General features: G+C 68.9%; 21 protein-coding genes. 2 read left to right on the top strand and 19 right to left on the bottom strand.

What is annotated here, in order from left to right:
• Positions 1–20 precede the first annotated feature (20 nt).
• Positions 21–557 carry a hypothetical protein gene (locus FZ029_RS02075; RefSeq protein WP_149267820.1) on the bottom strand — a complete coding sequence of 179 codons (537 nt, stop codon included), beginning with the start codon at positions 555–557 and terminating at the stop codon, positions 21–23.
• A 161-nt stretch (positions 558–718) separates the two neighbouring features.
• On the opposite strand from FZ029_RS02075, the gene ligA reads away from it, so the two are divergent.
• Both ligA and FZ029_RS02065 read left to right on the top strand, forming a co-directional pair.
• Entirely contained in the window at positions 719–3,085 is a 2,367-nt protein-coding gene (ligA, locus tag FZ029_RS02070) for an NAD-dependent DNA ligase LigA (RefSeq protein ID WP_149267819.1), read from the top strand.
• A gap of 217 nt (positions 3,086–3,302) precedes the next feature.
• Complete coding sequence (locus FZ029_RS02065; protein ID WP_149267818.1) at positions 3,303–3,722, top strand: bacteriohemerythrin; 420 nt, start codon at positions 3,303–3,305, stop codon at positions 3,720–3,722.
• A gap of 256 nt (positions 3,723–3,978) precedes the next feature.
• Here the strand turns inward: FZ029_RS02065 and lpxC are convergent, their stop codons facing one another.
• The 18 genes from lpxC to FZ029_RS01975 form a co-directional block, all read right to left on the bottom strand.
• Positions 3,979–4,914, bottom strand: a complete 936-nt coding sequence (gene lpxC, locus FZ029_RS02060) for a UDP-3-O-acyl-N-acetylglucosamine deacetylase (protein ID WP_149198222.1) — start codon at positions 4,912–4,914, stop codon at positions 3,979–3,981.
• Between the two features lie 406 nt (positions 4,915–5,320).
• On the bottom strand, positions 5,321–7,252 hold the full coding sequence (ftsZ, locus tag FZ029_RS02055; protein ID WP_149267817.1) for a cell division protein FtsZ: 1,932 nt from the start codon (positions 7,250–7,252) through the stop codon (positions 5,321–5,323).
• A 125-nt stretch (positions 7,253–7,377) separates the two neighbouring features.
• Complete coding sequence (ftsA, locus tag FZ029_RS02050; protein WP_109151242.1) at positions 7,378–8,652, bottom strand: cell division protein FtsA; 1,275 nt, start codon at positions 8,650–8,652, stop codon at positions 7,378–7,380.
• Between the two features lie 85 nt (positions 8,653–8,737).
• Positions 8,738–9,700 (bottom strand): cell division protein FtsQ/DivIB, encoded by a 963-nt coding sequence (locus tag FZ029_RS02045; protein WP_149267816.1) that lies wholly within the window; start codon positions 9,698–9,700, stop codon positions 8,738–8,740.
• Positions 9,685–10,644 carry a D-alanine--D-alanine ligase gene (locus tag FZ029_RS02040; RefSeq protein ID WP_149267815.1) on the bottom strand — a complete coding sequence of 320 codons (960 nt, stop codon included), beginning with the start codon at positions 10,642–10,644 and terminating at the stop codon, positions 9,685–9,687. Before FZ029_RS02040 ends, FZ029_RS02045 begins: the two co-directional genes overlap by 16 nt.
• Positions 10,641–11,585: a UDP-N-acetylmuramate dehydrogenase gene (murB, locus tag FZ029_RS02035; RefSeq protein WP_247892101.1), complete on the bottom strand. Its 945-nt coding sequence runs from the start codon at positions 11,583–11,585 to the stop codon at positions 10,641–10,643. Before murB ends, FZ029_RS02040 begins: the two co-directional genes overlap by 4 nt.
• Before the next feature lie 14 nt (positions 11,586–11,599).
• The gene (murC, locus tag FZ029_RS02030; RefSeq protein WP_149267813.1) at positions 11,600–13,018 is read right to left on the bottom strand and encodes a UDP-N-acetylmuramate--L-alanine ligase; all 1,419 of its coding nucleotides are present in this window, start codon (positions 13,016–13,018) and stop codon (positions 11,600–11,602) included.
• Positions 13,019–13,025: 7 nt separating this feature from the next.
• Positions 13,026–13,211 (bottom strand): hypothetical protein, encoded by a 186-nt coding sequence (locus FZ029_RS02025; protein WP_246457781.1) that lies wholly within the window; start codon positions 13,209–13,211, stop codon positions 13,026–13,028.
• Positions 13,212–13,270: 59 nt separating this feature from the next.
• On the bottom strand, positions 13,271–14,524 hold the full coding sequence (gene murG / locus FZ029_RS02020) for an undecaprenyldiphospho-muramoylpentapeptide beta-N-acetylglucosaminyltransferase (protein WP_149267812.1): 1,254 nt from the start codon (positions 14,522–14,524) through the stop codon (positions 13,271–13,273).
• The gene (locus FZ029_RS02015) at positions 14,521–15,642 is read right to left on the bottom strand and encodes a putative peptidoglycan glycosyltransferase FtsW (protein WP_149198230.1); all 1,122 of its coding nucleotides are present in this window, start codon (positions 15,640–15,642) and stop codon (positions 14,521–14,523) included. Before FZ029_RS02015 ends, murG begins: the two co-directional genes overlap by 4 nt.
• The gene (murD, locus tag FZ029_RS02010) at positions 15,639–17,060 is read right to left on the bottom strand and encodes a UDP-N-acetylmuramoyl-L-alanine--D-glutamate ligase (RefSeq protein WP_149267811.1); all 1,422 of its coding nucleotides are present in this window, start codon (positions 17,058–17,060) and stop codon (positions 15,639–15,641) included. The genes FZ029_RS02015 and murD overlap by 4 nt, the downstream gene beginning before the upstream one ends.
• Before the next feature lie 13 nt (positions 17,061–17,073).
• The gene (mraY, locus tag FZ029_RS02005; RefSeq protein WP_149198232.1) at positions 17,074–18,159 is read right to left on the bottom strand and encodes a phospho-N-acetylmuramoyl-pentapeptide-transferase; all 1,086 of its coding nucleotides are present in this window, start codon (positions 18,157–18,159) and stop codon (positions 17,074–17,076) included.
• A gap of 9 nt (positions 18,160–18,168) precedes the next feature.
• Positions 18,169–19,677, bottom strand: coding sequence for a UDP-N-acetylmuramoylalanyl-D-glutamyl-2,6-diaminopimelate--D-alanyl-D-alanine ligase (locus FZ029_RS02000; RefSeq protein WP_247892100.1), 1,509 nt, complete (start codon positions 19,675–19,677; stop codon positions 18,169–18,171).
• Positions 19,674–21,149 (bottom strand): UDP-N-acetylmuramoyl-L-alanyl-D-glutamate--2,6-diaminopimelate ligase, encoded by a 1,476-nt coding sequence (locus FZ029_RS01995; protein WP_149267810.1) that lies wholly within the window; start codon positions 21,147–21,149, stop codon positions 19,674–19,676. Before FZ029_RS01995 ends, FZ029_RS02000 begins: the two co-directional genes overlap by 4 nt.
• Complete coding sequence (locus FZ029_RS01990) at positions 21,115–22,986, bottom strand: penicillin-binding protein 2 (RefSeq protein WP_149267809.1); 1,872 nt, start codon at positions 22,984–22,986, stop codon at positions 21,115–21,117. The genes FZ029_RS01995 and FZ029_RS01990 overlap by 35 nt, the downstream gene beginning before the upstream one ends.
• Positions 22,983–23,789 (bottom strand): hypothetical protein, encoded by an 807-nt coding sequence (locus FZ029_RS01985; protein ID WP_149267808.1) that lies wholly within the window; start codon positions 23,787–23,789, stop codon positions 22,983–22,985. Before FZ029_RS01985 ends, FZ029_RS01990 begins: the two co-directional genes overlap by 4 nt.
• Positions 23,786–24,760, bottom strand: a complete 975-nt coding sequence (gene rsmH, locus FZ029_RS01980) for a 16S rRNA (cytosine(1402)-N(4))-methyltransferase RsmH (protein ID WP_211104091.1) — start codon at positions 24,758–24,760, stop codon at positions 23,786–23,788. The genes FZ029_RS01985 and rsmH overlap by 4 nt, the downstream gene beginning before the upstream one ends.
• The gene (locus FZ029_RS01975; RefSeq protein ID WP_014248340.1) at positions 24,760–25,206 is read right to left on the bottom strand and encodes an MraZ family transcriptional regulator; all 447 of its coding nucleotides are present in this window, start codon (positions 25,204–25,206) and stop codon (positions 24,760–24,762) included. The genes rsmH and FZ029_RS01975 overlap by 1 nt, the downstream gene beginning before the upstream one ends.
• Positions 25,207–25,812: the final 606 nt, after the last annotated feature.

The raw sequence follows: 25,812 nt of genomic DNA, 5'->3' as shown, positions 1-25,812 counted from the left end.
GGGGGTGTCGTCGCCGGAAGTCACCCGGCGACGACACCCCCCTCCGCCACCATCTTCCAAGGCTGCCAGCCGCCCAGCCGCACGCCGACGGCGAGGCTGGTGAAGGGTATCCGCAGTTCGATGTCCCGCGGTTGGAAGAAGGTCAGCCGTTCCGGCTCGCCCTTCTCGTCGAACTCCAGCCGGGCGCCCTTCGGTTCGGGCGCGTATTCGTCGCTCATCACCTGCCAGATTTCCAGGTCGCCGCCGTGGTTGGTGATCTTGTACTGGCCGCAGCGCCAAGTCGCCGATTCGCCGACGCTGCCCTCCACCACCTTCTTGTCGCCCTCCATCCGCACGTCGCCGATCCCGGCGGCTTCGCCTTTCATGGACGGCCCCTGCCGCTCGGCGCGGAAGCCCAGCCGCAGCCATGCGGAGCGGCTGTGCGGGATCAGCCGGCGCACGGCGCGCGCGTCCTCGGCGGCAAAATGGTCGGGGTCGTCGTAGAGGATGCGGTCCAGCGCGGCGGCGACGATCATGCGGTCGTCGATGCGCAGGTCCGGCGGATAGGCTTTGCTCATCAGGCCAGCGGACTCCGAAGGGTGTGCCCATAGTATATAGGGACTTGGCCCGGCCGTCGCCGAGATGCGGTCCCACCCCCGACAGACTCCCGAAACCGGTTCCCAGGCGCTATCCTGCGCGGCCCTTCTCCGGAAGCCCCCGATTCGTCACGAGACGCGCCATGCAGGACCTGTTCGACACGCCGCCCGATCCCCGCAGCATCGCCGTCGATGCCCTGACGCCGGACCAGGCCGCGGCGGATCTGGCGGCGCTGGCCGCCGAGATCGCCCATCATGACCGGCTCTACCACCAGCAGGACCAGCCGGAAATCTCCGACGCCGACTATGACGCGCTGGTCCGCCGCAACCTCGCCATCGAGGCGCGCTTCCCCGATCTCCGCCGCGCCGATTCGCCAAGCCTGCGCGTCGGCGCCGCGCCGGCCGCCGGCTTCGGCAAGGTCCGTCACGCCATCCCGATGCTGTCGCTCGGCAACGCCTTCGCGCCCGAGGACGTGGCGGAGTTCGATGCGCGCGTCCGCCGCTTCCTCGGCCTGTCCGACGACGCCCCGCTGACCTTCGTGGCGGAGCCGAAGATCGACGGGCTGTCCTGTTCCCTGCGCTACGAGCGCGGCGAACTGGTGCTGGCCGCCACCCGCGGCGACGGGGCGGAGGGCGAGAACGTCACCGCCAATGTCCGCACCATCCGCGACGTGCCGCACCGGCTCCCGGCTCCCTTCCCCGAGGTGCTGGAGGTCCGTGGCGAGGTCTATATGAGCCGCGACGACTTCCTGGCGATGAACACCTCTCGCGCCGAGAAGGGCGAGCAACTGTTCGCCAACCCGCGCAATGCGGCGGCCGGCAGCCTGCGCCAGCTCGATCCCTCCATCACCGCGTCCCGGCCGCTCTGCTTCTTCGGCTATGCGCTGGGCGAGGTGTCGGAGCCGATCGCCGAGACCCAATGGGGCATCCGCGAGCGGTTGAAAGGCTGGGGCTTCCAGTTGAACCGGCCGGCGGAGCTTTGCGACGGCAAGGACAAGCTGCTGGCCTATTACGAGGGGATCGGCCGCCGCCGCGCCGGCCTGCCCTTCGACATCGACGGCGTCGTCTACAAGGTCGACAGCCTGGAACTTCAGCAGCGGCTTGGCTTCGTCAGCCGGGCGCCGCGCTGGGCCATCGCCCACAAGTTCCCGGCGGAGCAGGCGCAGACCCGGCTGAAAGCCATCACCATCCAGGTCGGTCGCACCGGCGCCCTGACCCCGGTGGCGGAGTTGGAGGACATCACCGTCGGCGGTGTCGTCGTCAGCCGCGCCACCCTGCACAATGAGGACGAGATCGCCCGCAAGGACATCCGCGTCGGCGACCTCGTGGTGGTCCAGCGCGCCGGCGACGTCATCCCGCAGGTGGTCGAGGTGGTGCTGTCGCAGCGCCCCGCCGACTCGGTTCCCTATGTCGCGCCGGAGACCTGCCCGGTCTGCGGCAGCCTTGCCATCCGCGAGGCGGGTGAGGTGGTGCGCCGCTGCACCGGCGGGCTGATCTGCGCTGCCCAGGCGAAGGAGCGGCTGCGCCATTTCGTTTCCCGCGACGCCTTCGACATCGAAGGGCTCGGCGAGAAGATCATCGAGGAATTCTGGGACGAGGGCTTCATCAAGTCGCCGGTCGACATTTTCACCCTGGAGGGCCGCGTCGAGCTGATCGGCCGGCCCGGCTGGAAGGAGAAGTCGGTCCAGAACCTGTTCAAGGCGATCGAGCAGCGCCGCAAGGGCATCGAGTTGCACCGGGTGATCTATGCGCTCGGCATCCGCCATGTCGGCGAGGTGACGGCCAAGTCGCTGGCCCGTCAGTACAAGACCATGCAGAGCTGGGTCGACGGCATGCTGGCGGCGGAACGGGCGATGCCCCGCCAGGACTGGCGCGACCTGCACGAGTTGAAGGGCGTCGGCCGGGCCACCGCCGACGCGATCATCGCCTGGTTCACCGATCCGGAGTGCGGGGCGAAGCTCGACTTCTATGCCGGCAACGATGCGGTGCGGCTTGAGACCGTCATCGCTTCGCTGGGCATCAAGGGCGTCAAGAAGCCGGCGGCACAGGCGCTGGCCGAACGCTACGGCACCTTGGCCGAGTGGCGGGCGGCGATGGAGCGTGCGGCCGGACAGGCGCCGGGTCAGCCATGGCTCGATCTGGTCGCCACCCCCGATGTTGGTGAGGTCGCGGCGGAGGAATTGGCAGGATTCTTCGCGGAAGAGCGCAACCTCGCCATCATCCACGGCCTGATGGAGCGGCTGGCCGTGCTGGAGGCCGAGGTGCCGAAGGCCAGCAACTCTCCCATCGCCGGCAAGACCGTGGTGTTCACCGGGACGCTGGAGCGGATGACCCGGTCGGAGGCGAAGGCGCGGGCCGAGTCGCTGGGCGCCAAGGTGGCGGGCTCCGTCTCCGGCAAGACCGACTATCTCGTAGCCGGGGCCGATGCCGGCAGCAAGGCGGCCAAGGCCAAGGAACTGGGCGTCGAAATCCTGACCGAGGACGAATGGCTGGCCAGGATCGGCGGCTGACCTGACACCGATTCCCACATTCGCCAAAATGTCGCATCTCCGTTCGGTCGGATTGACGGACGGGGGCGGTGGGAGTGAAATCAGACAACGCTTATAGGAAAAGCGAAACCAAGCCGGACAGGCGGCCCGACCCTCTAGCGGAGGGCGGCACCGACGGGCGGTCAACGCCCGCACCCGCCTGCCCAGCGCCAATCAGTTGGGGGACGAAGGAAACGCCATGGAGCCAATTCAGTGGTCGCGCTGGATGAGCGTGGGCAATGACGCGTTGGACGAGGATCACCGCGTCCTGATCGCCATCGTCAACAAGCTGTATGACGAGGCCAACCGCCAGGACCCCGCCCTCATCGAAGCCATCCTCAACGAACTGATCGCCTACACCCGCCATCATTTCGCGGAGGAGGAGGCGCAGATGGAGCGGCTGAACTACCCGACCTTCGCCGCGCACAAGGCCCTGCACGACCGGCTGACCCAGCAGGTCGAAAGCTACCGCGACGATTTCCGCGCCAATGGCGGCCGGATCAGTGGCGAGGAGGTGTTCCTGTTCTGCTCCGACTGGCTGGGCAAGCACATCCTGAAGGAGGACACCCGCTTCGGCGAATATGCCGGCAATGGCGCGGAACTGGTGGTGGCGGAGTAGGGGAGAATGACGTCTCCTCCTTCCTCCTGGAGTCTTGCATAAGGAAAATTACCTAAAATACTGAAATACTTAAGAAAATAGAAAATCACCCCGAATTACGCTTAGCGCCCGTTCCGAGAGGGGAGGGCGCTTTTCTTTTGCGTGACCCATCGCGACGGCAGGGGAGGGGAGTGCGCACAAAGAAAAAGCCCTCCCCGGTAGGGGAGGGCAGGGGCAAACCCAATCGAAAACCGGCCCAATCGAAAACCAGTGGAGATCAGGCGACCGCCAACTGCTCCAGGCCGCGACGCGCGACCGGCAGCGACACCGCCGTCTCGTAACGCCAGGCGCTGCGGTCGGCGAACAGAGCGCGCAGCAGCTGGTTGTTCAGCGCGTGGCCGGAACGCACGCCGTGGAAATGGCCGACGATCGGCGCGCCGGCCAGATACAGGTCGCCGACGGCGTCCAGGATCTTGTGGCGGACGAACTCGTCCTTGAAGCGCAGGCCCTCGGCGTTCATCACCGTGTCGCCGGAAATGACCACCGCGTTGTCCAGAGAGCCGCCGCGGGCGAGGCCCATCTTGCGCAGCCCCTCGACCTCATGCAGGAAACCGAAGGTGCGGGCGCGGCTGATCTCGTCCTTGAAGCTGTCCGGGTCGATCTCCAGCGCGCGGGCCTGACGGGAGATGGCGGCGCTGTCGAAGTCGATCTCGAAGCTGTAGCTGGTGGCGTCGTCGGGCGTGAAGGACGCGCTCTTGATGCCGTCGCCGATGACGACCGGCTTCAGGATGCGGATGATGCGGCGGGGCGACTTCTGCACGGCGATGCCGGCCTGCTCGATGGCGGCGACGAAGGGAGCGGCGCTGCCGTCCATGATCGGCACCTCGATGCCGTCCAGCGACACGATGGCGTTGTCGATGCCGCAGCCGGCCAGCGCGGACATCAGATGCTCGATCGTTCCGACGGTGGTGCCGTGGTCGTTGCCGATCACGGTGCACAGGCGCGTGTCCACCACCGTGTCCCAGCGCGCCGGAATGACGGCGGCAGCCCCACGGAGGTCGGTGCGCAGAAAGGTGATCCCGGAATTCGCATCGGCCGGCGAAATCGTCAGCGTGACGATGACGCCCGAATGCAGCCCGACGCCGGCGATGGTCACCGCCTTCTTCAGGGTCTGCTGGAACATTCCGTCCGCGTTGCTGCGATTGTTGGCCACGATGTCTTTTCCATCTTGGTCGTGAAGGAGAGGTTCCCAGCAATGCCGCGCCGCAAGATCTTGGAAGATCATCACGTCGGCGGCGTTCGCTTTCGACCATGCTGATAGGTAACACCCGAGGTCGGAAATCGGCAAATCACTCATTGTTACCGTTTGTTGCAGGGCAAAAGTGGTGCGCAATACAAGCAATCAGCTTGGCCCCGCATGAAAGAGGCAACAAAAAATCCCCGGAGACGCACGATGGCGCCGCCGGGGTCCGAAAGGTTCGGTCAGGTTGTGGAGCCGCCGGCGCCGCGATTAGGAGGCTGCGGCGACGGCGGTTATCTCCGGCTTTCGCCGGGATCGGCCGGCCGCCGGAAAGGGTCCGGCGGCCAAGATCGGTTCACGTCCGGGCGGGTCCGTCCGCTCAGTTGGCCTGGCGGCGCAGGAAGGCCGGGATGTCCAGTTCCTCCTGCTCACCCGGCTTGGCATCCACCCGCGGGGCCGGAGCCTGCGGCTGCGGAGCGGCCGGATAGCCCGGAGCCTGCTGCGGCGCGCTCTGCTGCGGCGGGTAGGCCGGCTGCGGCTGCGGGGCCGCGGGATACTGGCCCGCCGGGTAGCCCTGGTGGGGAGCCTGCGGCTGCTGCGGATAGGCCGGCTGCTGCTGCGGATAGCTCTGGGGCGCGGGCTGATAGGCCTGCGGAGCCTGCTGCGGCTGGTAGGCCTGGGGGGCCGGCTGATGCACGGGCTGGGGCGCCGGCGGGTGCGCCGGTTCGGACTTGCGGCCGAGGCCGGTCACCAGACCGAACAGGAAGTTGCCCTTGCGGGCCGGCGCCGGTTCCGGCGCGGGGGCCGGGGCCGGACCGACGGACAGGCCGCCGGGATGCTGCTGATGACCCTGCGGGGCATGGTGGTGTTGCGCCATCGGCGCGGGCTGCTGCGGCTGATGCTGATGCGGCTGCTGATGACCCTGCATCTGCGGCGCCTGGGGTGCGTGCTGCTGGGGAGCCGGCTGCTGCGGAGTCGACAGCGGCGCGGCGCCGACGGTCATCGGCTGGCGCGGGGCATCGGCCGGCTTGGGCGCGAAGAAGTGGCCGCCCTGGTTCTCGCCATGCAGCGGCCCGGCCGACGGCTTCGGCGCCTCCGCATGCTGCTGGGCTGCCTGCGGGTGGGCCGGCTGCTGCTGGGCCGGGTCGTGCTGGATGGCGGCGGCACCGGCGGTGACCGGCTGCGGCGTGCGCAGGCCGGCGGCGGCGCTCGGGATCGCCGAGGCCTGGGCGGCGGCCGGAGCCGGCGCGCCGGTCAGGTTGCCGGGAGCGGCCGGCTTCTTGGCGCGGTCGCCGGGGACCAGCGACAGGTTGACCGGGTGCAAGGTGCGCGGGTTGCTCATCGCCGCGGCGTCGATGCCGGTGGCGACGACCGACACGCGCATCACGCCGTCCAGCGAGCTGTCGAAGGTCGAGCCGAAGATGATGTTGGCGTCGGGATCGACCTCGTCACGGACGCGGTTGGCCGCCTCGTCGACCTCGAACAGGGTCATGTCGTAGCCGCCGGTGATGTTGATGAGGACGCCGCGGGCACCCTTCATCGACACGTCGTCCAGCAGCGGGTTGGAGATGGCGGCCTCGGCGGCTTCGATGGCGCGGCGTTCGCCGCCGGCCTCGCCGGTGCCCATCATCGCCTTGCCCATCTCGGTCATGACGGACCGGATGTCGGCGAAATCCAGGTTGATCAGGCCGGGCATCACCATCAGGTCGGTGACGCCGCGCACGCCCGAATGCAGAACGTCGTCGGCCATCTTGAAGGCGTCCGCGAAGGTCGTCTTCTCGTTGGCGATGCGGAACAGGTTCTGGTTCGGGATGATGATCAGGGTGTCGACATACTGCTGCAGTTCGGCGATGCCGCCTTCCGCCAGCCGCATGCGGTGACCGCCCTCGAAATGGAAGGGCTTGGTGACGACGCCGACGGTCAGGATGCCGCGCTCGCGGGCTGCGCGCGCGATGACCGGTGCCGCACCGGTGCCGGTGCCGCCGCCCATGCCGGCGGTGATGAACACCATGTTGGAGCCTTCGAGATACTGGACGATCTCGTCGATCTGCTCCTCGGCCGACGCACGGCCGACATCCGGCTTGGAGCCGGCGCCCAGGCCGCGGGTGGTGCCGGTGCCCAGCTGGATGCGCTTCTCGCACAAGGAACCCTTCAGCGCCTGCGCGTCGGTGTTGCCGACGACGAAGTCCACGCCTTCCAGGTTCGACTTGATCATGTTGTTGACGGCATTGCCGCCGGCGCCGCCGACGCCGAACACGGTGATGCGCGGCTTCAGCTCGGGCTCGATCTGGGGGATGGTCACGTTGATCATTCTATTCAGGCCTCCACAACCTGTTTTCGTTGGGTTTGATGTTTGATATGCCGCGACCGGCGCCCGGTTGTGTCCGGTGTCTGTCCGATCGGGAATCGGTGATTGGCGGCGGCGGGAAGAGTCATCTACAGATTCTCCCGCAGCCACAGGCCGACACGGCCGAGGAGCCCGGTTGACGCGACCGCCTCTTGGCCGGTCACCATCAGCTCCGTCGGGTTGCGGACGGCATGTAGGAGAAGGCCCGCCACGGTCGAGAAGGCCGGTCCGCCATGCGCCTCGTTGAGGCCGGCGATCCGGGTGGGGCGGGCGATGCGGACCTGTTTGTCCAGGATGGGGGCGGCCATGTCGCGCGTGTTGGGCAGTTGGCTGGCGCCGCCGGTCAGCACCACGCGCCGGCCGACCAGCTTGGAATGGCCCGACTGCTCGATGGCGCTGCGCACCTCTTCGAAGATCTCTTCCATCCGCGCCTGGATGATGCTGACCAGGAAGGAGCGCGGGTGGCTGGCGGTGCCGCTGCCGCTGCGCTCGTCCTCGCCGATCTGCGGCACCTCGATCATCTCGCGCTCGTCGGCCGGGTTCACCCGGGCGCTGCCGTAGAGCACCTTCAGCCGTTCGGCATGGGACAGCGGCGTGGTCAGGCCGTGGGCGATGTCGTTGGTGACGTGGCGTCCGCCGAGCGGCACGAAGCCGGTCCACACCAGATTGCCTTCGGCGAAGATCGAGATGGTGGTGCCGCCGCCGCCGATGTCGACGCAGGCTGCCCCCATCTCCATCTCGTCCTCCACCAGACAGGCGAGACCCGAGGCGAAGGGGCTGACCACGACGGACTCGATGTTCAGGTGGCAGCGGGCGACGCAGGCGCCCAGCGTGAGGATCGCGCCCTTGGCCGCCGTGACCACATGCAGCTGGGTCCCCAGCGTATGGCCGCTCATCCCCTTGGGATCGCGGATGCCGCGGATGCCGTCCAGGGTGAAGCTCAGCGGGATGGTGTGGATCAGCGCCTGATCGGGGCCGGCCTGCAGGGTGCGGGCATGGGCCATGGCGCGGCGGATGTCGCCCTCCGTCACCTCCTGGCCGGAAACGGGGACGGTGGCGGTGAAGGCGTGGGAGCGGGGGTTGCCCATCGACAGGTTGACGACGACATCGTGAACCGTCTCGCCGGCCATCTGTTCGGCGGCATGCACGGCGGCACCGATCGAGGTCTCCGCCGCCTCCATGTCGATGATGGTCCCGGCGCGGATGCCCGTGGCGATCTGGTGGCCGACGCCGATCACGCGGAGGGAGCCGGGCTCCTCCATCCGCGCGATGACGCAGCACACCTTCGTCGAGCCGACGTCCAGCGCCGTGACGATCCCGCCACGGGCCGGCCGCTTCGGCTTCTTGGCACCGTTGAATCCCATCCCGAACATGCCCCCCAAGACTTCCCTTCAACTCTTGTCTGCCGGCGATAAGCGCTTCCCCACAAGGGCTTGCCGCCGGCCGGCCTTATGATTTCTTGCCGTTCTTCTTCTTCGTATCGTCGTCCCAGCCCGGAAGCTGGGCGGTGGAGGAGGTCTGGATCGCGGCGCGGTCCTGCAGGCGCATGTCGATGGCGACGATGTCGCGGTCCAGCACCCGGCTGGCCGTCTGCATCTGCTCCAGCTGGCGCAGGGCGCGGCGCATGTCGGCGGTGCCTTCCGGCAGCTTCACCGTCACGCCGTTGCTGAGCTGCAGGTTCCAGCGGCGGTCGCTGATCCAGCTGGCCGAGGACAGCATCGGCGCGATGGTCGGCGCGCCGTCCAGCGCCGACAGCAGGGTGTGGACCTGCTGCGGGGCGTTGGCGCCGATGACCTGCGGCAGCGTTTCGATCCGCTGGTTGCCGCGGCGGGCCAGTTCCGCCGCGTCGGCCAGCGGGCGGCCGGCGCGGTCGATGACGGTGAACTGGCGGTCATGCTGCCAGATCGCCATCGGCTGGCGTTCGGACAGCTGGACATAGAGGAAGCCGGGCAGCCGCCGCTCGATCGAGGCCGACGACACCCAGGGCAACTCCTCCAGCCGCTGCTTGGCATCGGCCAGATCGATCGACAGGATCGGCTCGCCCCGGCGCACGCCCAGCGCGTCGAGCACGGCGTCGCGCTCCGTCTCGCTGCGGCCGACGACCAGGATTTCCGACAGGCGGAAGCCCATGTTGCCGGTCAGCCGGACGACGCTGTCCTGCGCCGCCTCCAGCGTGTCGGCCAGGGTGCCGCGCTTCCAGGCGGAACCGGCGGCGGCGGTCAGGCCCAGCACCGGCACCAGCAGCAGCGCCGCCTTGACGGCGGAGCGGGTCCAGCGCGGCCAGGCGCGCCGCCGCTTGCCTTTCTGCGCCGACGCGGCCATGGCGCGCGGCGGGGTCGGCATCTCGTCCCGGGCGCGCGCACCGGCTGCGGCGGCGCGGAAATCCGGGTTGGCCATCAGGCGAGCTGACATGCGGCGTTCTCCACGAGCCAGCCGACCAGCGCGCCGTAGGTGATCCCCACATGCGCGGCCTGTTCGGGCACCAGCGACAGGGGCGTCATGCCCGGCTGGTTGTTGATCTCCAGGAAATACAGACCGTCCGTTCCCGGCCGGCTGTCATCCCAGCGGAAGTCGCTGCGCGACACGCCCCGGCAGCCCAGGGTGTGGTGCGCAAGCACCGCCAGCCGCTTCGCCTCCTCCGCCACCGCCTCGGGAACCGCGGCGGGGATGGTGTGGACGGCGTGGCCGGCGCTGTATTTCGCGGTGTAGTCGTAGACCTGAGCCTGAAAGACGATCTCGGTCACCGCCAAAGCGCGGTCACCCATGACGCCCACGGTCAGTTCGCGACCGGGGATGAACTCCTCGACCAGCACGCGTTCGCCAAAGGTCCCCCCGAACGAACCGTCGTCGCCGACCGGGCTGTTCTGCCCCTCGCGGACCAGGGTTACGCCAACGGTCGAGCCTTCGTCCACAGGCTTGACGATATAGGGCGCCGGCATGGGGTGGGTACCGCCGGTGATCTCCCCGCGGGACAGGACCATGCCTTTGGGGGAACGGATGCCGACGGTGTCCAGCACCCGCTTGGTCATCGCCTTGTCCATGGCGATGGCGGCGGCCTGGACGCCCGAATGGGTGTAGGGCAGGCCCAGGAACTCCAGCACGCCCTGGATCGTCCCGTCCTCGCCGCCGCGGCCGTGCAGGGCGTTGAACACCACGTCGGGCCGCGGATTGGTCAGGGCATGCATCAGCCCGGCCAGGTCGCGCTGCACGTCGACGGCGGTGACGCGGTAGCCTTCCTCCTCCAGCGCCTTGGCGACGCCGGCCCCGCTGACCAGCGACACCTCGCGCTCGGCCGACCAGCCGCCCATCAGGACGGCGACATGCTTCTTATGGGCGTGGAGCAGGGCTTCGGTCATTGGGCGGCTCCTTCGGCGGCGGGAACGCCGATGCGCTTGATTTCCCAGTCCAGCATGACGCCGCTGGTCTCGAACACGCGGCGGCGGACCTCCTCGCCCAGCGCTTCCAGCTGGGCGGCGGTTGCCGTGCCGTTGTTGATCAGGAAGTTGCAGTGCTTTTCCGACACCTGCGCGTCGCCGATGGACAGGCCGCGGCAGCCGGCCCGGTCGATCAGCTCCCACGCCTTATAGCCGTCGGGGTTCTTGAAGGTCGAACCGCCGGTGCGGGAGCGGACCGGCTGGCTGTCGGCGCGCTTGTCTGAGATCTCGGCCATCCGCCGCGCGATCTCCAGCGGGTTGCCGGGCTCGCCGCGCAGCACCGCGCCGGTGAAGATGCAGTCTTCCGGCGCCGCGCTGTGGCGGTAGGTGAAGCCCATGCCGGCATGGCTGAACTCCAGCCGCCGGCCGTCGCGCGCCACCGCGGTGGCGGAGACCAGCACGTCGGCAAGCTCGCGGCCATAGGCGCCGCCGTTCATGCGCAGCGCGCCGCCGATGGTGCCGGGAATGCCCGACAGGAACTCCAGCCCCTCGATCCCGGCATCGCGGGCGACCATCGCGACGTTGAGGTCGAGCGCCGCCGCACCGGCGGTCAGCGTCATCCCATCCGCCAGGATGTCGGTGAAACCGCGGCCGAGCCGGATGGTGACGCCCGGCACGCCGCCGTCCCGCACCAGCAGGTTGGAGGCGACGCCGATCACCGTCACCGGCACCTCGGCCGGCAGGGCAGCCAGGAAGTCGGCAAGGTCGTCGGCGTCGGCCGGACGGAACATCACCTCGGCCGGGCCGCCGACGCGGAACCACGTCACCGGCGCCAGCGAAGCGTCGGCGGTCAGCCGGCCGCGCACCGCGGGCATCCGTTCGATCAGGTGGCCGTCGGGCAAATGGCCGTCTGCCGGGCTCATGCGGGGGGCCGCCGTCATCGCGCGGCGCCGTAGAGCGACGACAGCTCGCCCGGCAGGGCGTTCGCCCACTGGGTGATGTTGCCGGCACCCAGGCAGACGACGAAGTCGCCGGGCCGCGCCATCTCGCGCACGACCTGCGCCAGTTCCTGCGGGTTCTGCAGGGCCACGACATGGCGGTGGCCGTGCATGCGCAGGCCTTCCACCAGGCTGTCGCGGCTGACGCCCTCGATCGGCGCCTCACCGGCGGCATAGACGTCGGCGACGATCACGGCGTCGGCGTCGTTGAAGCAGGTGCAGAACTCCTCGAACAGGGCGGCGAGGCGGGAATAGCGGTGCGGCTGGACCACGGCGATGGTGCGGCCGGTGCCGGCGGTGCGCGCGGCCTTCAGCACCGCCGCGATCTCCACCGGGTGGTGGCCGTAATCGTCGATGACGGTGATGCCGTTGGCCTCGCCGGTCTTGGTGAAGCGGCGCTTCACGCCCTGGAACTTGGCCATGCTGTCGCGCATCACCACGTCGGGCAGCCCCATCTCGTTGCCGACCGCGAAGCAGGCCAGCGAGTTCTGGACGTTGTGCGGCCCGTACATCGGCAGGCGCACGCCGGCGATGGCGCGGCTCTCGCCGGTGTGGCGGTCGTAGATCAGCACGTCGTACTTGGCGCCGTCCGGACCCAGCTCCACGTTCACCGCGCGGATGTCGGCCTGCGGCGAGAAGCCGTAGGTGACGATGCGGCGGTCCGACACGCGGGGGATCATCGCCTGCACCTCGGGATGGTCGATGCAGAGCGCGGCGAAGCCGTAGAAGGGGATGTTCTGGACGAAGCTGTCGAAGGCGGCCCGCGCGTTGTCGAAGGTGCCGTAGAAGTCCAGATGCTCCGGATCCATGTTGGTGACGACGGCGATGCAGGCCGGCAGCTTCACGAAGGTGCCGTCGCTCTCGTCCGCCTCCACCACCATCCAGTCGCCGGTGCCGAGCCGGGTGTTGGAGCCGTAGGCGTTGATGATGCCGCCGTTGATGACGGTGGGGTCGAGGTTGGCATGCTCCAGCATATGGCCGACCATCGAGGTGGTCGTGGTCTTGCCATGGGTGCCGCCGATGGCGATGGCCCATTTCAGGCGCATCAGCTCGCCCAGCATCTCGGCGCGGCGGACCACCGGCACCAAGGCGGCGCGGGCGGCCACCACCTCCGGATTGTCGCGCTTGACGGCGGAGGAGACGACGACAACGGCGGCCCCGGCGATGTTCTCGCCGCGATGGCCGACGAACACCTTGATGCCCAGTTCGCGCAGGCGCTTGACGTTGGCGTTCTCGGCAAGGTCGGAGCCCTGGACGGTATAGCCCAGGTTCCGCAGCACCTCGGCGATGCCGCTCATGCCGATGCCGCCGATGCCGACGAAGTGGATGGTGCCGATCGAGAGGGGGAGGGCGCGCATGTCAGGCTTACTTTCCGCGGCGAAGCATCAGGCGAAGGGTGGCGTCGACCGCCGCATCGGACAGGTCGTCGGGGAGGGGTTGCGATCCGTGGATCATCGACAGGCGGTCACGCAGGAAGCCGCCTTCGGCGAGGAAGCGCGGCACCAGCGGACAGCCCGGACGGTTGTACCAGCCACCCTCGGTCCGCGTCATGTCCGCCGGCCAATCCTGCAGCGGACGGGGAGTCGGTCGGGTCAGAGCCCTGGCTTTGATCATTCCGCGGCCCCCTTGGCGCTGGCGCCGGCGGCGGACCGCCGGGCGTTGTGGGATTGGTCGTGGTCAGTCAGGTTTGGGTCGGCGTTGTAGGAATTGGCGCGGGTGGCCGGGCCACCGTCCAGCATCGCCAGCACGGCGTCTGCCAGTGCGGTGGCGGCGTCGGCGGTGCCCCAGTCGTGTGCGGCCCGCGCCGACGCGGCGAGCGCCTGCGGGTCGGCCAGCAGGGAGGACAGCCGCCCGGCCAGCGCCTGGGCGGTGAAGGAGGGCTGCGGCACCAGCCAGGCGGCGCCGGCCTCGGCCAGATGGCGGGCGTTGGCGGTCTGGTGGTCGTCGGTGGCGTGCGGGTACGGCACCAGGATCGCCGGACGGCCGACGCAGGTCAGTTCGGCGATGGTGGAGGCGCCGGCGCGGGTGACGGCAAGGTGACAGGCGGCCAGCCGCTCCGGCACGTCGCGGAAGAAGGTCTGCAACTCCAGCCGGGCGAGGCCCAGCGGCTCCAGCGCGTCGCGGGCGGCTTCCAGGTCTTCCGGGCGGCATTGCTGCGCCAGATGGATGCGGGCGCGCATCACCTCCGGCAGCAGGGCGAGCGCCGCCGGGATCACCTCGGAAAAGACGCGGGCGCCCTGGCTGCCGCCCATCACCAGCAGCCGGATCGGGCCGGTGGCGCCGGGCGCCTCATAGGGCGAAAGGCGGCGGGCGGCGACCTGCGGGCGCACCGGGTTGCCGGTGCGGACGATCTTGGCGCGCTGCGCCTCGCTCAGCTTCTCGATGTCGGAAAAGGCGACGGCGATGCGGCTGGCCCCGGCGACCAGCATCCGGTTGGCGCGGCCCAGAACGGCGTTCTGTTCGTGCAGCAGGGCCGGCAGCTTCGACTGGATGGCGGCATAGACGGTGGGCACGGACGGGTAGCCGCCGAAGCCGACGACCGCGGCGGGATCGAGCCGGCGCATCAGCGCCCGCGCCTCCAGCAGGCCCAGCCCCATCTGCAGGGCGGCCTTCAGCTTGCCGACGATGCCGGCGCCGGGCGAGGCGGCGCGGATGCGGTGGACCGGCACCTCCGGCAGATTCTCGCCGAAGGCGTGGCCGCGCTTGTCGGTGACCAGGGTCACGGCGCGGCCACGCGACAGCAACTCGCGCGCCAGGGCTTCGGCCGGGAACATGTGTCCGCCGGTGCCGCCCGCCGCCAGCACGATCACCTTGTTGGCGCTCGCGTCGTAGGTCGTCGCGCCCAAGTCCGTCGGCCTCCTCATTCCAGGGGGCCGAAGCGTTTGCGTGTCAAAGCCAATACCATGCCCATGCCGAACCCGAGAGCGAGCAGCGAGGAGCCGCCGTATGAGATGAACGGCAGGGTCATGCCCTTGGTCGGCATAAGATGCAAGGACGAACCCATGTTGATCGCCGCCTGAAGCCCGAACTGGATCAGAAGACCGGCGGCGGCGAGCAGGACGAAGTAGTTGTTGTCGTTGAAGATGCGGGCGAATCCACGCAGAACGACAAAGGCGAACAGCGTCACCAGGCCTAAGCAGAAAATCAGCCCCAGTTCTTCCCCGGCGACCGCGAAGATGAAGTCGGCGTGGCTGTCGGGGAGATAGAACTTCACCGTGCCCTGGCCGGGGCCGGTTCCCATCAGGCCGCCGTTGGCGAAGGCCTCCAGCGAGCGGTTGACCTGATAATTGTCGCCGGCATGCGGGTCGAGGAAGCGGTCGATGCGGCTGGTGACGTGCGGCAGCGTGTAATAGGCACCGACCAGCCCGACGACACCCAGCCCGCCGAGCCCCATCACCAGCACGAGGTTCAGTCCGGCCAGGAAGAATTGGGTGAACCAGACGGCGGAGACGACGAAGGTCATGCCGAGGTCGGGCTGCAGGATCAGCCCAACCATGGTGACGCCGTACAGCACCATCGACACCAACGCGCCGGGGAAGCCCGGATTGGTGCGCGACAGCGAGAACAGCCAGGCCGCGACCACGGCGAAGGCCGGCTTGATGAACTCGGACGGCTGGATCGACAGGCCGGGAACATGGATCCAGCGGCGGGCGCCCTTGATCTCCACGCCGACCACCAGCGTGGCGTAGACCAGCGCCACCGAAATCAGGAACACCCCCAGCGCCACCCGCCGCACGCCGCGCGGGCTGAGCAGCGAGACCCCGATCATGATGATGATCGCCGGGATCAGCATCATCACGTGGCGTTCGACGAAATAGAAGGTGTCCTGGATGCCGATGCGCTCGGCCACCGGCGGGCTGGCCGCGGTGATGAGGACGGTGCCGAGGAACATCAGCAGGGCGACGGCGCCCAACTGCCAACGGTCGACGGTCCACCACCAGCGGCCGAAGATCGACTGATCGGTGCGGTCGAAGGTGATCATGCAACGCCTCCGCTGGTGCCGTCCCCGGTGTTCCCATGCGCGTCGATGATGCCCGCGACATAGGCCGCGAAGGCGTCGCCGCGCTTCTCGAAATTGGCGAACTGGTCCCACGAGGCGCAGGCCGGCGACAGCAGCACGCAAGAGCCCTCCAGCCGCTCCGCCAGCGCCATCCCGGCCGCCTTCGCGGTCGCGACATCCAGCGTTCCGCAGCGGGTATAACCAACGCCCTGCGCATCGAGCCATGCGGCGAATTGTTCTTGCGCCTCGCCGATCAGGAAGGCGTGGCGCACGCGGCCCATATAGCCCTCCAGCCCGTTCAGCCCGGTGTCCTTGGCCTGTCCGCCCAGGATCCAGTAGATCGGGTCGAAGGTCGCCAGCGCCTTTTCCGTGGCGTCGGCATTGGTCGCCTTGCTGTCGTTGACGAAGCGCACGCCGTCGAGCGTGCCGACCAGCTGCTGACGGTGGGCGAGGCCGGGGAAGGTCGCCATCGCCGCGACGATGGCCGGCACCGGCAGGCCGGCGGCCTTGCAGGTGGCGAAGGCGGCGGCGGCATTCTGCCAGTTGTGGGCGCCCAGCAGGGTCGGCAGCGCCGACAGCTCCGCCACGCGCACCGCCTCGCCGTCGGTGTCGTCGACCAGCCAGCCGTCGGCGGCATAGACGCCGCCGGCGACCGGACCCTGCGCCGAGATCGGCCAGACGCGCTGGTCGCCGGCGGCGACGAGGTCGGCGTGGATCTTCCGGCAATGTTCGTCGTCCACCCCGATCACCGCGGTGCGCGGCCAGGTCTGGCGGTGGAAAATCAGCTTTTTCGCGGCGATGTAGCCATCCATCCCGCCATGGCGGGCGAGATGGTCGGGGGTGATGTTCAGCAGGACCGCGATGTCGAAGGTGATGGAGTGGGTCAGCTCCAGCTGGTAGCTCGACATCTCCAGGACGCAGGTGTTGCCCGATCCGATCGGATCGAAGGTCAGCACCGGCGTGCCGAGGTTGCCGCCCACGGCGGCCTTGCGCCCGGCGGCGGCCAGGATGTGGCCGACCAGCGTGGTGGTGGTCGATTTGCCGTTGGTGCCGGTGATGCCGATGAAGGCGCAGTCGCGCTCCGCCCGGCCCAGCAGTTCGATGTCGCAGATCAGTTCGATCCCCAGCGCGCGGGCACGCTCGGCCACCGGATGCGGCTTGGGGAAGGTGTGGGGGATGCCGGGCGACCAGACGATGGTGGTCAGGTCCGACAGGTCGGCGGTGGCGAGATCGACGACGGCGAAACCCTCCGCCTCCGCCGCGGCGCGGGAGGCGGGGTTGTCGTCCCACACCCGCACCTCGGCGCCGCTGTCGCGCAGCGCGCGGGCGGTGGCGAGGCCGGACTTGCCCAGCCCCATCACCGCGACGGGAAGTTCCTGCATATAGAACAGGTCGATCATCGCCGGTCCCCCCTCAGCGCAGCTTCAGCGTGGACAGGCCGACCAGCGCCAGGATCGAGGCGATGATCCAGAAGCGGATCACCACCGTCGGTTCGGCCCAGCCTTTTTTCTCGAAGTGATGGTGCAGCGGGGCCATGCGGAACACCCGCTTGCCGGTCAGCTTGAAGGAGGCGACCTGCACGATCACCGACACCGTCTCCAGCACGAACAGGCCGCCGATGATGGCGAGCACGATCTCGTGCTTGGTCACCACGCTGACCGCACCCAGCGCACCGCCCAGCGACAGCGACCCGGTGTCGCCCATGAAGACCATCGCCGGCGGGGCGTTGTACCAGAGGAAGCCGATGCCGGCGCCGATCAGCGCGCCGCAGAAGATCGTCAGCTCGCCGGACCCCGGCACATGATGGATCTGCAGGTAGTTGGCGAAGATGGCGTTGCCGGAGAGGTAGGAGATCAGGGCGAAGCAGCCGGCCGCGATCATCGTCGGCACGATGGCCAGCCCGTCCAGACCGTCGGTCAGGTTCACCGAGTTCGATGCGCCTACCATGATGAAGGCGCCGAAGGGCACGAAGAACCAGGACAGCTGGATCAGGAAATCCTTGACGAAGGGGACCGCGACGCCGCCCGACAGCGGCGGGGCCGACACCCACATGATGAGCGCCGACGCGACCAGCCCGATGGCGATCTCCCAACCCAGGCGGAAACGGCCGGACAGGCCCTTGGTGTTGCGCTTGGTCAGTTTCAGGTAATCGTCGCCGAAGCCGATCAGGCCGTAGCCGATGGTCACCAGCAGGACGATCCAGATGTAGGCGTTGGTCAGGTCGGCCCACAGCAGGGTGCTGACCGTCATCGCGATCAGGATCATCAGGCCGCCCATGGTGGGCGTGCCCTTCTTCTTGAAATGGGTCTCCGGGCCGTCGGCGCGGATGGGCTGGCCTTCGCCCTGCTTGCGCTTCAGCCAGGCGATCAGGCGCGGAAAGAAGACGAAGCTGATGACCAGCGACGTCAGCACGGCGCCGCCGGTCCGGAAGGTCAGATACCGGAACAGGTTGAACGGCGTGAAGACGTCGGCCAGACCGAAGAGGAGGTTGTAGAGCATTTGGGTCCGTCAGCCTCGCGGCGCCTGCGCGGACTGCGCCGCCGCCAGTGGCTGGTTGGTGGTTCGGGAGGCGGCTTTGTCCTCGCTTTCGCGTCCGCTGTCGAGTGCCGCGAGCGCATCGACGATCAGACCTGTACGACTGCCCAAGGACCCCTTGACCATGATAACGTCGCCGCCTTTTACGGTTCCGGTCACGATGGGGGCCAACTCCACGCTGGTCTCCGTCCAGGCGCCGCGCATCGTCGCCGGCAGGCGGTCGAACAGCGCCTTCATGTGCGGGCCGCAGGCGTAGACGGCGTCCACCTGCGCGGCGCGCAGCGGCTCGGCCAGCGCGATGTGCAGCGCGTCGGCGCGGTCGCCCAGTTCGCGCATGTCGCCCAGCACGGCGATGCGCCGGCCGCCGGCGCCTGGGTCGATCTTGCCCAGCACCTCCAGCGTCGCCGTCATCGCGGCCGGACTGGCGTTGTAGCTCTCGTCGATCAGGGTGAAGGCGCCCTGCGGCAGCTGGATGCGCTTGCGGGTGCCGCGGCCCTTGACCGGCTGCAGGCTGGACAGGGAACGGGCGGCGGCGGCAACGTCGGCGCCCAGCGCCTTCACCGCCAGCAGCACCGCCAGGCTGTTCATCACCCAGTGCTTGCCCGGCAGCGACAGGCAGTATTGCAGCCGCTCGCCGCGGATGACCGCGGTCACCGCGCTGCAGGTGGCGTGCAGCGAACAGTCGACCAGCCGGGCGTCGGCCTCCTCATGGGCGCCGAAGCTCCAGATGTCGGTCAGGCCGTGGCGGCGCGCGGCGGCGGCCAGCCGGGCATATTGCCCGTTGTCGCGGTTCAGCACGGCGACGCCGTCCGCGTCCAGTCCTTCGAAGATCTCGGCCTTGGCGTCGGCGATGGCCTCGACGCCGGAGAAGAATTCCAGATGCGCCGCCTCGACCGTGGTGATGATGGCGACATGCGGCTTGACCTGCCGGGACAGGGGGCCGAGTTCGCCGGCGTGGTTCATGCCCAGCTCGAACACGCCATAGGCGCAGTCGGCGGGCAGGCGGGCGAGCGACAGCGGCACGCCCCAATGGTTGTTCAGGCTGCCTTCGGTGGCATAGGTCGACCCTTGCGCCGACAGGACGTGGCGCAGGGTCTCCTTGGTGCCGGTCTTGCCGACCGAGCCGGTGACGCCGACGAAGCGCGCGCCGCAACGCGCCCGCGCGACCTTGCCCAGCGCCGCCATCGCCTCCAGCGTGTCGACCGGGACGATCAGCAGCGGCGCGTCCGCCGGCAAGCCATCCGGCAGATGATCGACCAGCGCCGCGGCGGCCCCGGCGGCGAGTGCGGCGCCGACGAAGGCGTGCCCGTCGAAATTCGGTCCGCGAATGGCCACGAACAGGTCGCCCGGCGCCACCTTGCGGCTGTCGATGGTGACGCCGGTGGCGGTCCAGGCGGACGGGCCGGCCAGACGCCCGCCGGTGGCGGCCGCCGCGTCCTCCGCAGTCCAGAGGACCGTCTTGTCCGTCATCTCCCCGCTCATGCTCCAATCTCCGCTACGGCTTTCCGGGCCTCGTCCGCATCGTCGAACGGACGCACCTCGGTGCCGATCGTTTGTCCCTGTTCATGGCCCTTGCCGGCGATGACCAGCACGTCGCCGGGCTGAAGCTGCCGCACCGCGGTGCGGATCGCCTCCGCCCGGTCGCCGATCTCCTCCAGCCGTCCGGCCAGTTCGCCGGTGGCGCCGGCCAGCACCTGGCTCCGCACGAAGGCGGGATCCTCGGTGCGCGGGTTGTCGTCGGTGACGATGGCGCGGTCGGCCAGCCTGGCCGCCAGCGCCCCCATCACCGGCCGCTTGCTGCGGTCGCGGTCGCCGCCGCAGCCGAACACCGTCACCAGATGGCGCACGGCATGCGGCTTCAGCGCCCGCAGCACCGTTTCCAGCGCGTCGGGCGTATGGGCGTAATCGACGTAGACCGTCGCCCCGTTGGGGTGGGTCGCGACATGCTGCAGCCGGCCCGGCACACCTTCCAGCGAGGGAAGGGCGGCGAGCGCCCGCTCGGCGTCGCCGCCTGATCCGATCACCAGACCCAGCGCGCAGAGCACGTTCCAGGCCTGGAAACGACCCGCCAGCGGCAGGTCCACCGTCACGTCGCGGCCGAGCACGGACAGGGCGAGGCGCTGGCCATGGGCCAGCGGCTCCACCCCGGTCACCCGAAGCTCGACGCCGGCCAGACCATAGGACAGGACGCGGTGACCACGGTGGTTACAAATGGTGGCAAAATGTTGAAATTCCGGAGAGTCGGCGTTCAGCACCGCGACGGCGCCCGGCGGCAGGACCCGGTCGAACAGCATCGCCTTGGCGTCGCGGTACGCCTCCATGGTGCCGTGATAGTCCAGATGGTCCAGCGTCAGGTTGGTGAAGCCGGCGGCCTTGATCGCCACGCCGTCCAGCCGGAACTGCTCCAGCCCGTGGCTCGACGCCTCCATCGCCAGATGGTCGATGCCGGCATCCTTGGCGGCGGCGAGGTCGCGGTGCAGCGACTCCGGGTCCGGAGTCGTCATCCCGCCATAACCGTGCAGGCCGGGGCCGAGCAGACCCAGCGTGCCCAGGCTGCCGGCGGGCAGGCCGAGCCGGGTCCAGATCTGCGCGGCGAACTGGACGGTGGAGGTCTTGCCGTTGGTGCCGGTCACCGCCACCACCGTCTCCGGCTGGCGCCCGCCATGGAAGGCGGCGGCCATGCGCGCGAAGGCGAGGCGTGGTTGCGGGTCGGTCAGCAGGACGGCGGCGGAGGCGGCGGGCAGTTCGGTGCCCTCGGGCGCCAGCACGGCGACGGCGCCCTTGGCGATCGCGTCGGCGATGAAGGCGCGCCCGTCGGCCTTCACGCCGGGCAGGGCGGCAAAGACAAAGCCGGGCCTGACCGCGCGGCTGTCGGCGGTCAGCCCGGCGATGTCGGGATCGGCGGCGCCGACGGTGGCGTCAGCGCGGTTTGGTCTGAGTTGGGAAAGACGCAACGGTGCTTCCCTTCGACGGGGGTGGAGCGGTGACGGAGGGCATGGTCTGCTGCCAGTTGGTGGAACCGGCGGCGTTCAGGAAGGTGGAGTTGAGGATTTCCGGCGCGTTCTCGTCCACCATCGGCACGTTCAGCAGCGGGCCGATCTGCTTGACGATGCGGCCAACCGCCGGGGCGGCGACCCAGCCGCCGGTGGCGTAGCCGTAGGTCTTGGCCGTGGCCTTGGGCTCGTCCACCAGCACATAGACGATGTAGCGCGGATCGTTCATCGGGAAGGCGCCCAGGAACGACGACATGCGCGAGTTCTTCTGGTAATGCCGCCCCTTCTGCTTGTCGGCGGTGCCGGTTTTTCCACCGACGACATAGCCCTTGACTTCCGCCGACTTGCCGGTTCCTTCGGTGACCACGAAGCGGAACATGCGCCGCATCATGTCGGAGGTAGAGCGCGACACCACCTGATCGGTCGGGATCTCGTCGCCCGCCTTGCGCTTCAGCAGCGTCGGCTTGTGGAAGAGGCCGCCGTTGATGACGGACGCCGCGGCGGCCACCGTGTGCATCGGGCTGACCGAGATGCCATGGCCGAAGGAGATGGTGTAGCTGTTGACCTCGCGCCACGGATTCGGCACCAGCGGCCAGCCGCTTTCCGGCAACTCCAGACCGGTGGGCTTGGTGAAGCCCATCTTGGTCATGAAGGCCTTCTGCGCCGCCACGCCCACCTGCTGCACCATCCGCACGGAACCGAGGTTGGAGGAGTGCTGGAACACTTCCGCCACTGTCAGGGCGCGGTGCAGGTTGTGGTAGTCGTTGATGGTGAAGCGGCCGATCTTGATCGGGTGGGCCGCGTCGAACATGTCCGACACCCGGATCTTGCCGCTGTCGAAGGCCAACGCGGAGTTGAAGATCTTGAAGGTCGATCCCATCTCGTAGACGCCGAGGGTCGCCCGGTTGAACAGCGTGTCGGGGTTCAGGCCGGTCGGGTCCTGCGGGTCGAAATCGGGCAGCGAAACCATCGCCAGCACTTCGCCGTTGCGCACGTCGAAGACGATGCCGGCGGCGCCGATGGCGCTGAACTCCTGCACCGTGGCGGCCAGTTCCTTCTTCAGGACATGCTGCAACCGCAGGTCGATAGAGAGCTGCAGCGGCGTTCCCGGATCCTCGGTCAGCCGCTTGTTGAAGCCCTGCTCCATGCCGGCAAGGCCGTTGTTGTCGATGCCGGTGAAGCCGACGACATGGGAGGTCAGCGGGCCGGCGGGGTAGAAGCGGCGCTCCTCCCGCTCGAAGGCGATGCCGGGAATGCCGAGCCGATGGACGGCGGCCTGCTGCTTCGGCGTCAGGTTGCGCTTCAGCCAGACGAACCGGCGGTCGCCGACCAGCTTGCCCAGGACTTCCTTGTAATCAAGCTCCGGCAGGACGCTGACCAGCTTCTGCGCCGCCTCTTCCGGGCGCGACACCAGCTTGGGGTCGGCATAGAGCGACTGGGTGACCAGCGAGGTCGCCAGCAGGTTGCCATTGCGGTCGAGGATATCGGCACGGTTGGTGGTGGTGTTGTCCACCTCCAGCGCCACATGCTGGCGCGGCTCGCCGCCGCCCGCGAACATGGTGGCCATCGCCAGCTTGACGCTGATCGCGGTGAAGACGGTCGTGACCACGGCAGCCGTCACCATCAGGCGGTAACGGCTCTGTTCCAGCGCAACCGCCAGCGAGGTCCGCGGCTTGGCGGACTGCTGCTGGGGCGACGGAGGAAAGGGCGAGGGCGCCGGCGGCGGCACGTAGGTGCTGCCGGTGCTGGCGCCGGGCTGGCCGTAGCCGGCCGAACCGCCGTGGTCGTGACCGTTCATCGATTGGCCCCCAGGCGCGCAACGAGCAGCCCGAGGCTGTCGGTCGGCTTGGGCTGGTAGGGTTGCTGGGCCGCAGGAGCGGCAGCCTTGGGCGCCGGTGCCGGCGGTGTCGGGCGTGCCGCCAGTTCGGTCGGGCGCGAGGTCGGCGCGTTGGGCGCCAGCTTGCCGGCGGCGCGGTCGGGCGCCTTCTCGGCCGGCGCGCGGGCGGAGCCGGGCACCAGGGCGGAGGGCTTGATCCGGGTGGCGCGCGACGGGTCGGCGAGACCGCCGGAGGAGGGCAGGGAGGCGGGCACGACGACCGGCGCGCGTTCCAGCGCCTTGTCCATCGGCAGCGGCTTCGCCAGGGCCGCACCGGCCGGCATGCTGACCGGAACGATACCGCCGGCGCCGCTGTTGTTGGGAGCGGCGGGGATGCGGGCGGTAGCGACCTGCGGGGCGCCGGTGCCGGGCGCGCGCACCATCGGCGGCAGCGGGGCGGGATTGGTCTGGGCGGGACCGATCTGGGCAGGCGGCTGGACGGCGTCGCCCGGACGCATGGGGATCATGTCCATCGCCATGTACTGGCGCGGTTCGCTGGGCTGCAGCGCCAGATAGGCCTGCGCCATCTGTTCCAGCTTGGTGGGGTCGTTCAGGTAGCTCCACTCGGCCTTCAGGATCTGGATGGACTCCTGTTCCTGAATGATCTTGCGGTTCAGCCCGGCGAGCTTCTCCTCAAGATCCTGGACGTCGTAGCTGGTCTGGAACAGCACGCCACCGGCGGCCGCGATCAGGCCGCCCCAGAACAGCCAGGTCTTGCCTTTCATGCTGCCTCCTTGCCGGGCGCCGGGAACGCGGGCGCCTCGGTACGTTCAGCCGCGCGCAGCCGGGCGGACCGGGCGCGGGGGTTGTTGCGGGCTTCGGCCTCGCTCGGGTCCACGGGTTTCCGGGAGAGCAGGCGGAAGGATGGGTGATGCGCCGCGACCGCGGTCACGGGCGTATGGCGGGACGGGGAGGGCGGCGGCGACGACCGTTCCCGCAGGAACGCCTTGACCTCGCGGTCCTCCAGCGAATGGAAGGAAACGACGGCCAGACGTCCGCCGGGCGCCAGCAGCGACTCGGCGGCGGACAGGCCGCGCCGCAACTCGCCCAATTCGTCGTTCACATGGATGCGCAGGGCCTGGAAGGTCCGGGTGGCCGGGTCGATCCCGTCGCCCTTCCCCTTCGGCACCACCGAGCGGATGATGTCGGCCAGCCGACCCGTGCGCTCGATCGGCGCATCGCGGCGGGCGGCGACGATGGCGCGGGCGACGCGGCGCGCCATCCGTTCCTCGCCCAGGTGGTAGATGATGTCGGCCAGTTCCGCCTCGTCGGCGCTGTTGACCACGTCGGCGGCGGTCGGCCCATCCCGTCCCATCCGCATGTCGAGCGGGCCGTCGAAGCGGAAGGAGAAACCGCGCTCCGGCTCGTCGATCTGGGGAGAGGAGACGCCGACGTCGAGCGCCACGCCGTCGACCTTGTCGACGCCATGGTCCGCCAGCAGCCTGTCCATATCGCCGAAACGGCCCTCGATCACCTCGAGCCGGCCGGGGAATTCCTGTGCCAGGACGCGGCCGCGCTCGATCGCCGCGGGGTCGCGGTCGATGCCGATCACGCGGCAGGAGACCGACCGCAGCAGGGCGCGGCTGTAGCCGCCGGCGCCGAAGGTGCCGTCGACATAGAGACCGCCGTCGCGCGGGGACAGCGCGGCGATCACCTCGTCCAGCAGGACGGGAATGTGGATGCGGGTGTCGGCCATCATGCGCCCTCCCCGCTCCGGCTGGCGGCGCCGCGGGAGGCCTTGGCGACGATCTGGCTGAGGGAGATGTCCTTGCGCACGACCTGCTCGCGAAGCGCGGCCTCGTGGGCCTTCAGCGCGTCGGGTTCCCAGATCTGGAAGGTCTTGCGGCGGCCGATGAAGGCGGCCTCCTCGGTGATGCCGGCGAACTCCGCCAGCTCCTTGGGCAGGACGATGCGGCCTTCGGCGTCGGAGGAGACGGGGATCAGCTTTCCGAAGATGAAGGTCTCGATCATGTCGCGCTCGTCGGCATCGAGGTCGGGGGATTCGAGGCTCTCGGAGAGGACGTCGAGATAGTCCTGGTCGGCGCCTTCCAGCGCCTGGTGGTTCAGCGAAGGCCAGAGGTAGACGGTGCTGGGAGCCGACGTCTTGGCAAGCGACTGCCTGAACTGTGCCGGGATGGACACACGCCCTTTCCTGTCAACTTTGTTGACGTATGTGGACAGGAAAACGGCCATAGGCCCGGTGGTCCCCCCTGCTATCCCCCATGCGCGGTCGGGTGCCCCGCGCTAGCCCCGCTTGGCCCATTCAGCCCCCGCCCCCCGGTGTTAACCAAAATGGGTAAGAGCCCCCCTTAAATGGGCATTCTTGGGATAGCATGGGACGGCATGGGCGTCAACGGCCCCCCGAGTATTCAGACGGGGGTGTCAAGACTTTTGGGTCAGCCTGTGGCATCCGCGCAAGTTGGTGTACGAATTTTCAGAATCTTCGCAGTATTTCGCTGGACTCCCGCGATGTGGATAAAGTTATCCACACGCGTTCGTTGAACGTTCCAAAGTTTTAAGAAAATGTGATCCATCCATGGTTTGTCATGCGGCCGAATCGACCCCCTCGGACGGCATAGAACCTTGGGTGGGATGGCCAGGTCCGGCATGGGACGGCATGGGAATTCGCCCCACAGTTATCCACCGGCTGTGGATTAGTCTGGGGAAAATGTGGATGGGACCGTGCACATCCTGGGGATGGCCGCGGAAAAGCCCGGAGAGCTGCGGGGGGAGCGTGGGGAGAAGGGG

The organism is Azospirillum sp. Sh1 (genome assembly GCF_008365135.1).
GTDB lineage: Bacteria > Pseudomonadota > Alphaproteobacteria > Azospirillales > Azospirillaceae > Azospirillum > Azospirillum oryzae.
The sequence above is the reverse complement of the archived record's forward strand: the minus strand, read 5'-3'. Positions and strand labels throughout refer to the sequence as shown.

Bases quoted from the DNA above. Each gene is read 5' to 3' on its own strand.
- FZ029_RS02075 (WP_149267820.1), bottom strand. From the start codon at position 557: ATGAGCAAAGCCTATCCGCCGGACCTGCGCATCGACGACCGCATGATC.
- ligA (WP_149267819.1), top strand. From the start codon at position 719: ATGCAGGACCTGTTCGACACGCCGCCCGATCCCCGCAGCATCGCCGTC.
- FZ029_RS02065 (WP_149267818.1), top strand. From the start codon at position 3,303: ATGGAGCCAATTCAGTGGTCGCGCTGGATGAGCGTGGGCAATGACGCG.
- ftsZ (WP_149267817.1), bottom strand. From the start codon at position 7,252: ATGATCAACGTGACCATCCCCCAGATCGAGCCCGAGCTGAAGCCGCGC.
- ftsA (WP_109151242.1), bottom strand. From the start codon at position 8,652: ATGGGATTCAACGGTGCCAAGAAGCCGAAGCGGCCGGCCCGTGGCGGG.
- FZ029_RS02045 (WP_149267816.1), bottom strand. From the start codon at position 9,700: ATGTCAGCTCGCCTGATGGCCAACCCGGATTTCCGCGCCGCCGCAGCC.
- FZ029_RS02040 (WP_149267815.1), bottom strand. From the start codon at position 10,644: ATGACCGAAGCCCTGCTCCACGCCCATAAGAAGCATGTCGCCGTCCTG.
- murB (WP_247892101.1), bottom strand. From the start codon at position 11,585: ATGAGCCCGGCAGACGGCCATTTGCCCGACGGCCACCTGATCGAACGG.
- murC (WP_149267813.1), bottom strand. From the start codon at position 13,018: ATGCGCGCCCTCCCCCTCTCGATCGGCACCATCCACTTCGTCGGCATC.
- FZ029_RS02025 (WP_246457781.1), bottom strand. From the start codon at position 13,211: ATGACGCGGACCGAGGGTGGCTGGTACAACCGTCCGGGCTGTCCGCTG.
- murG (WP_149267812.1), bottom strand. From the start codon at position 14,524: ATGAGGAGGCCGACGGACTTGGGCGCGACGACCTACGACGCGAGCGCC.
- FZ029_RS02015 (WP_149198230.1), bottom strand. From the start codon at position 15,642: ATGATCACCTTCGACCGCACCGATCAGTCGATCTTCGGCCGCTGGTGG.
- murD (WP_149267811.1), bottom strand. From the start codon at position 17,060: ATGATCGACCTGTTCTATATGCAGGAACTTCCCGTCGCGGTGATGGGG.
- mraY (WP_149198232.1), bottom strand. From the start codon at position 18,159: ATGCTCTACAACCTCCTCTTCGGTCTGGCCGACGTCTTCACGCCGTTC.
- FZ029_RS02000 (WP_247892100.1), bottom strand. From the start codon at position 19,677: ATGAGCGGGGAGATGACGGACAAGACGGTCCTCTGGACTGCGGAGGAC.
- FZ029_RS01990 (WP_149267809.1), bottom strand. From the start codon at position 22,986: ATGAACGGTCACGACCACGGCGGTTCGGCCGGCTACGGCCAGCCCGGC.
- FZ029_RS01985 (WP_149267808.1), bottom strand. From the start codon at position 23,789: ATGAAAGGCAAGACCTGGCTGTTCTGGGGCGGCCTGATCGCGGCCGCC.
- rsmH (WP_211104091.1), bottom strand. From the start codon at position 24,760: ATGGCCGACACCCGCATCCACATTCCCGTCCTGCTGGACGAGGTGATC.